Origin of the sequence: Catenibacterium sp. AM22-6LB, assembly GCF_003435615.1 — a bacterium.
Taxonomy (GTDB): Bacteria; Bacillota_I; Bacilli_A; order Erysipelotrichales; family Coprobacillaceae; genus Catenibacterium; species Catenibacterium mitsuoka_A.
Window position 1 is genome coordinate 1 of record NZ_QTUM01000080.1, and the last position, 7962, is coordinate 7962.

Here is a 7962-nt window from a genome sequence, read left to right on the forward strand (position 1 = left end):
TCCTCTGTCGGATTTATTTCCGTCTTGAAACTCTTCAGCAATTTCCTCATCCCTTTCTATCTATTGTTTATACTTACGAAGCCCTTTGCAACCTGCAGGAAAACACATGAAGTATTGAAACAATATCCTATATGAGTTCTCCATCTGATTTCTAATCTAATTATAGTACAAATGGAAAATCCATGTATTCAGTTCGGCTTCATGAACGCCTTTTAATCGGCGTTAATAAAATTTAATTTTCACTAACCTGTGGTTTGTGGGTATTCAAATTATGCTTTTGATTTTATGTTCCAATACTTCATCTAATAAATCGTTACACGGTTTCCATAATCTTCAGTACACTGGTCTGCAATAATTCTTTTGCATTACAGAACTATCTTAACATGCAACTTGATTTAGTAAATGCTGATTATAAGTATAATAATGCCTATTAGTTTGGGTTCGGTTTGCCTTTAAAGTTTCTTCTCTATCTCAACGTTATAATGTCTTAACAGGTACGCCTTAAAGTTCAGCAAAATCCTTTGGTTTATAATTTGTGATATTTGATGTTTTCATATTAAAGCTTTCCTTTGAGTAGATTTGAACACATTTAATCACAATAGTCGATATATTTGGTTACTTACATTTTCCTCCTTTAATAACTAATAGGGAATGAAAATCATTCCCTAAATAATATGTTTATATAATTAGTTAGTTCCTTCTTTTCTCTTAGAGAATAATACAATACCAGAAGCTAAAACTAAAATAGAACCTACAACATAGATTAATGTTGTACCCATACCACCGGTACTAGGTAAGATTGAACCTTTGTTGTTTAGAACTTTTACATCACCTGTAATTTCTACACCATCTACCTTAATTTTACCATTAGATAAGATTTCAATCTTAATAGGCTTCTGGATTTTGTTATAACCTTTTGGTGCTTCTGTTTCTTTAAGGTAGTAAATACCTGCCTGCAAACCGTTGATATTAACATAACCTTTATTGCCAGATGTTAAAGTTATATTTCCTTTTGTCTGATCAGTACTATAACGATAAATTGTACCATTTGGATTAAACTTAATTGCATTGCTTTCACTAGGCTGTTCATTTGTTGATAAGATGAACTTTGCACCTTCAAGAGCTGTATCTATTCCAGTGTATTTATATACTGGAATACCATAAGTATAAGTTTCTGTTTCAGATTTTTCAGTCTTTGTTTTTTTATCACCATATGTTAACCATGTTGTATTTTTCATTGCAAAGTTAATAGGTGCTTTTTCACTTACATATGCAAGATACTCAACTGTTATTTCTGTCAATCTGCCAGTATCAATATCTTGTCTATATGTTTTGTAGAAAGAGTCAGTGAATGAAAGTTCGAAAGTACATCCATCTTCAGGATTCCCTGGACTATATCTATCTGGTTTAACAATGAAATCATCTGTTTGACGATATTCATGATTCTCATTATCTCTAACATAAGCAACTTGAACAAATTTCAAATTTTCATTCATACTATCATGTAAAACATAGTTCTTAGCACCAGGTTTTACATGAATAGTTGTCTTGAAGAATACGGTTTCTCCAAGATTAACAGAGTTCATAGTACCATCACTATTTACATTGCCACCCTGAGTGATAATCTTGGTAACACTTGGATTATCATGCTTGTCCTGAATTTCTGCTGTAGGAGCAGCAGTAGTAATATTACAAGCTGTTCCTGAAGTTGATTCAACTACATAGTAACCTAAATCTAAATCTTCAAATACAGCTGTAGCATTATCAGATTTAGATACTGATGCTGTTGCTGTTTTAGTTGCAGTGATGTTGTGTTTTTGTGCATAACCAATTGCATAAATTGCAAGTTTACGTACTTCTTTATCACTAGTATCTTTTAAAGTCACATAACCGTTTTCATTTGAAGTAAAAAATTGTTGACCTTCATCTGAGTTAATAAATGTATCCCAATCTCCACCAGGTTTCTTATATGAATAAGCACCTGCAGTTTTGTCATAGCTTTCAAGTGATAAAATCTTATAAATCTTATAATCTTCTCCTGCGATTGCATTTGTAACTGTAATTTTACCTCTTTCTGGTGTTGAAGTTGCTGTAGTAGACGTATTTTCTACCGCATTAACACCAGTAGCCATTGAAATGATCATCACAAACGTGCAGACAATAGCTAAAATTCTCTTCATTAATTTCATTTCCCTATCTCCTCTTCTTTTATCTTCTTATCGCGATTTTTATATACGATCAACAGAACTATAGAACTAACTCCTACCATCACTAGTCCTAATTGTCTGTAAATCAGGGTTAATCTGCTACCTGCAGAAGGCAGCTTCTTTGTACGGAGACTATTAGTCACTATGACTTCATCTCCTACTACTTCCTTACCTGTAGAATTACCATTTACTTTATAATCTACAACATATGGTAATTTATTCACTGTTACTTCTTGAGAAGTATGAGTGATTGGATTTCCTTCATCATCTAATTCAAATACATAGTAATCTGTATTTAGATTAAGATTGATGAACTTCGTGGTCTTCTCTTCTGTTTCACCTGTACTATAAGTAATTGTTTTTACTTGTAGTGGTGAACCACTTCCTTGTGAATTGTCATATAATCCAAATGTATATGTTCCACTCACTGGTTTATGAGAAGTACCTGTCGCATTGTTAATAAATGCTTTTTTAACTACTATACCTTTCTGAGAGTTATATATAGTTAAGTTAAAATCTGTAGATGAGTATGCGACTTTGTATTTTTTATTTGATTGTTTTTCAAAATAAGCAATACATTGTTTTACATAGTCTGTATAATCATCACTATTCTTTTTATCTACACAGATAATATAGTAAGAACTATCGTCCTTCATATATCCATCTGGTGTATTTCTTTCCTTTACTTCATATATTGTGTTATATGAAGTCACAAATGGTACTTGTACTGCATAGAGTCCATTTTCTGTTTCACCACTTGTTGTACTACCTTCAACTCTTTGAATCTTATCTCCATTGAGCTTACATTCATAAATATCAAATGTAACTCCACTCATTGGATTCGCATTATCCTGATCTATCTTCTTGATTGTAAGATGAGGATTATCCGTTGTTGTCGTACTACCACCAGCATTCAGGTTATAGCTGAAGTCTGGAATAACATCATTCTTACCACCATCATTCCCATAAGACTTCCAATAAACCTTATTAGACACTTTTGTAGAAGTATCTGGTGCTATGTTTACAGTCACTGTATAAGTAATAATGATCTTCTTTTCATTTGGAATTGAGATTTCTAAAGTATTTGTTTCTGGATTAAATGCTTTTTCTATTTGTACAGAATTTCCTGCATCATCCTTAGCCTCAATACTTGTGATATCTAATTCTAAGTTATCTCCTAACTCATCCACTAATGTCAGCTTATTACCATCATTAGATGGTAACTTCTGAGAGAGTGTATTGGCAGTAATTGTATACTTGATTGTTTGTCCATTAAATGTTTCAGGATGGCTTTTATCTAGGCTGTTCTTCTCAAGTGCTGCAGTAGAACTTGAAGTTGCAAGTTGTTCTTCTCCATCTTCATCTTGAAGTGTGACATGATTCGCAAAGGTTTTAGATTGTCCACCTAGCAAGACTTTAGAATCAGTTACACGACAGACAACCTGTACATCGATAGAACAATCATCTCTTGTATGTTTATTCTCAAATTCACCTAGTTTAATAAGAGCTTTATTTGTAGTCTTATTATAGTAATAGGTTGTACTTTGACTTTGTCCGTTGTCATTCGTTGCTGTATTGGAATATTGGTTCCAGTCATCACCTAAGTTATCCATTGTCTTAGATACAACAGAGCTTGCTTGATTACCATGCCACTTGATACGTATATAACCAAGCTCCATGCCTTCTGGAATATCTTCTAATACACGGTAGTCTCCTTTTAAGTCACCTGCATAATTGACTTTAAAGACCCAAGAGGCATATATACCATTACCTGTTGTCTGGTTTAGTATATTTGTCGCAATTTTACTAGTACTGTCATCAGTACCAGATTTAAGTATTTTAGCTTCTTTTCCATCATAACTAAATGTAAAATTGAACTCCTTCAGCAAATCTCCTCCACCATGAAGAGATTGAGTCGCATCATTTCGTTTATTAAATGAAGTATCTGTCGTATCTTTTAATAACACTTCATTCTTGTAATCAAATGTTGTACGATTGACTGTTGGAATCTTGGAAGGTTCTGTTTTCACAATAATATAGATATTTTCTTGATTTTCTAGTTTGATTGTTTCTTTTGCAGTAAGTGTTAATTCACTCTTGTAGTTTCCACTAAAGTTCTTACTGTTTGTATATTCCTGATCAAATAGTTCTCTTTTATCTTTTAAGCCTTTATTTGAGTCTAAGAACTCTTGATAGTTCTTACATGCAACTACCTGTGTTGCAAGCTTTCCTTGATAGATACCTACAACAGAATCAGAATGCAAATAAGAATCAGTGATGTTGTTTTCTTTTACTACTGCATCTCTAATTTGAGTTCCTTCTCTAATAGCTGATCCATTGACTTCAATAACCCAATAGAATGCACCATTTTCCCAAGTAGTCGCATTTTCTACTGGTCTTTCATAATACCAGGCACTCTTATTTACATTCAGGTTATAGAAACCATTGACCTGTGTTGTTTGAGAGGCTGATTTATTATTGAATTTAAAGGTTTGATCACCTTTTACTACATCTCCATTTAATGTGAATGTATTAGTCACTTTAATCTGACCAATTTCACTTAAATCTTTCGTTTGTGCATAGTATTCAAAGCGATAACCATAACTGTTTGACCAGCCAAGCTCAGAGAGCATTAATTCAAATGATTTCTGTTTGTCTATCTTCACCCATTTAGATTCTTTATCTTTATAGGTATTAGAACTTTCATCGTATTCATAAGCTGTAATCTTTACATAACCAACATAATGCATGATATCTGAACTTAATGCATCCTTTAAGGTTGCATGCGTGATATCAAATTGATTCTGTGATTTATTTAGATTAACAGTATACTTATAGCTTCCTTGTGGAACTACAAAACTATTGACTGAAGAATCTTTTTCATAACCATTATTCTTCTTTACATAGACTTCTGAATTCATCTGGATTGTTTGCTCATTTGAAGTAAGATTACTATCTTTGATCTTTTGAATCCATGTATAGTCATTCAGAGTAAGTTTTGCAATTGTTCGATCCAACATACCTGCAACTTTCTTTGCATTATCTGCATCATTCGCATATATATTTTGGATTAATACTTGTCCTGCCTGCATTGCCGCATAGACTTCTGGTTGAATCTTGAGTTTATAAGTCACATAATATGAATCACCTGGATAAATAGTAATAGGATGATCATCTGTGCCACTTAACTTGAAGCGATTTGGATTACCATCATATGTATCTTTGTAGTTCGTACCATTTGTTTCCCATTGAACCTTATATAAAGAAGAATCAATAATCGTATCTGTGCTTCCCACAATTTGATGTAACTCTATAGAATCCTGCATATAAGAGATATAAGGTAACATCTTATTATCGTTCGCAAATCCACTATAGTTTAAATAATCAAAGAATGCATAATTCTTTAAAGTATAATTACTATTCGCATTTAAAGTGAAGTTTAATCTATATTGAACGATATAGTTCCCATCTTGATCCTTTGTATACTGTTTACCATTCGTAGAAATGATGTTTTTCGTCATACCATAGTTAATTGATGGAGTGAATGTTTTTTCAGAAGATCCCTTTAAGTATGTTTCATTATCTTTTTTATTAAGCACTGATGCTTTATTAGTAATATCCTTATTTCTGATATCTTGTTTATCAGTAAGTTTGACGTAGTAAGTCAATGTTCTTGTTTCATTAGGAGCGAGTTTATCTATTGACCAGACAATACTTCCCGGCTTGTTAATCTTAGTGCTATCAGTTACAGACTCAGGTATTTCCTTATCAGAATTAGACTGATTCGTTAAATAAATCTGACCTGCTATATCTGTATTTCTTGTTTCATATGGCTTTTGTCCATCTTCTGTAGTACCTAGTTCTGTAGGTGTATGAGAGATATCCCCTGCATAAGTGACTAGGTTTTTATAAGTTGTAAACTTATCGACCACATAGATATTTTGACTGCCATCGGGACCTGCTGATACAGTGAGTGTATATTTGATATAATCGCTGTTTGGATCTTTTGTATAAGACTTCTCTACCTTGACATCACTATACTTTTCTAAGAAGCTTGGACCATATTCTAGCTTGATGCTTCCATTTGGGAAAGTCGCTTCTATAGAGCCATTGTCTTTATCTAATGTTGTAAGATCTACTTCTCCTTCTAAGAAGAAGTTTCCCGAAAGTGTCGCATGTTCACCTAAACTCTCTAAGAATTCTTTTGTATATGTGACAATAGCCTGTCCATTTTCTACATGAATTTTCCCAATTACTTTATTATTATCATCAATAATCGGTCTTTCTGTTGTACTTGTAGAACGGAAGAATTCAGGAAGATCATATGCAAAAGATCCTCCATATTGATTGTTTAGTATAGCAGCATGGATATTCTTGAATTCTACTTTAAGTTTAAGATATTTAGTATCAGGTGTAATAGTACCATTTTCTATACCATCGCTATTCTTATTTGTAGATACCTTTACAGATGCTATGTTGTTTTTCTGTAAGACATAGACGGGATGAGTAGACTCATCAATAGTAAGAAGTTGTAACGTTTCCTCGTCATCTAGATCAGATGATTGTGAATACGAAACATATGTGTAATTCTCTAAATTATGTGTTTCAGCCCCAGCATAAGTTGTCAATACAAAGGCAGCACATAAGACAAAGACACATAATAAAGCATGTGTTAAGCGTTTATATTTTTTCTTATAGGCATTTAAATTTCTTGCATGTTTAAAATATTGAACAACTTTCATACGCTAAGACGCCTCCTTTCTATTGAACTATTCTGAATTTATTGAGTGGCCAAATACTAAAAACTACGACTCCTTCTATTTCATCTTCTGAGATATCCCCTATAACTGAACTTCTTGAATCAATAGAGACTTCTCTTTCATCCCCTATACAAAACCAATGGGATTGGTCTACTTGATGAGGTAAGCTAATATCACATTTACCTAAAGACAATTCTCCTACATAATCTTCTTTGATTCTTTTTTGATCTACTGTTATCTTTCCATTGAGATCAATATCAACATATTGCCCCTGACCTGCAATCACACGCTTTACAAATAATTTATTCTTCTTTCTGTAAACAACTATATCTCCTTTCTGGACTTTTTTCTTTTTAAAGACAATCACAATTTGTCCGGCATCAATAGTCGGTGACATAGCAGAACTCTGGATTCTAAATACAGATATCCATTGTGTTGCAATTAAGAAAGAAATTGCTATTACAACAATTAGAATAATAATCTTACGTAATTTCTTTGTTTGTTTTTTAGACTTCTCTTTATCTATATGAATTGACTCAGTTCTATCCATAATTTCATTCCATTCTCATGTAATTGTAACATTTACATTAACACTACTATAATAATAGTTAAATCCGAAATGTGGAGTTGATATAACACTTTTTAGTATTTGTTTCAAGAAATATAACACAAAAAACACGCTTTTTTTACGTATTTTTTATTGTAAAAGATTTAAAATTGTGATATGTAACATATTTACAATTTTTGTTTTATTGTTTTGAATTTACATAACGCATTTATTACGTATTTATCATTGTTTTTTTGATTTTAAAAGAACATCTGATGTTACACCTTTGCGAAATGTGTATCAAATATTATGTATGTATATATATTTGTACATAATAAAAACACGCCTTTTATAGCGTGTTAAATAAATATTATTGTTTATATTGTTATATAAAAAAAGGACCTGGCAGCTTGCTATTGTCGCGTCTTCACACTATCGTCGCCGTTAT

Annotated in this window: 3 protein-coding genes; all 3 read right to left on the reverse strand. The window is 32.3% G+C overall.

The annotated features are described in order from the left end of the window. Positions 1 to 686 precede the first annotated feature (686 nt). The 3 genes from DW269_RS11725 to lepB are packed head-to-tail and all read right to left on the reverse strand — an operon-like array spanning position 687 to position 7517. Positions 687 to 2189: a SpaA isopeptide-forming pilin-related protein gene (locus DW269_RS11725; protein ID WP_117460110.1), complete on the reverse strand. Its 1503-nt coding sequence runs from the start codon at positions 2187 to 2189 to the stop codon at positions 687 to 689. After that, a complete protein-coding gene (locus DW269_RS11730; protein ID WP_117460112.1) occupies positions 2186 to 6949 on the reverse strand; it encodes an isopeptide-forming domain-containing fimbrial protein in 4764 nt (1587 codons plus the stop codon). Before DW269_RS11730 ends, DW269_RS11725 begins: the two co-directional genes overlap by 4 nt. Positions 6950 to 6968: 19 nt before the next feature. Next, positions 6969 to 7517: a signal peptidase I gene (lepB, locus tag DW269_RS11735; RefSeq protein ID WP_117460114.1), complete on the reverse strand. Its 549-nt coding sequence runs from the start codon at positions 7515 to 7517 to the stop codon at positions 6969 to 6971. Positions 7518 to 7962 lie beyond the last annotated feature (445 nt).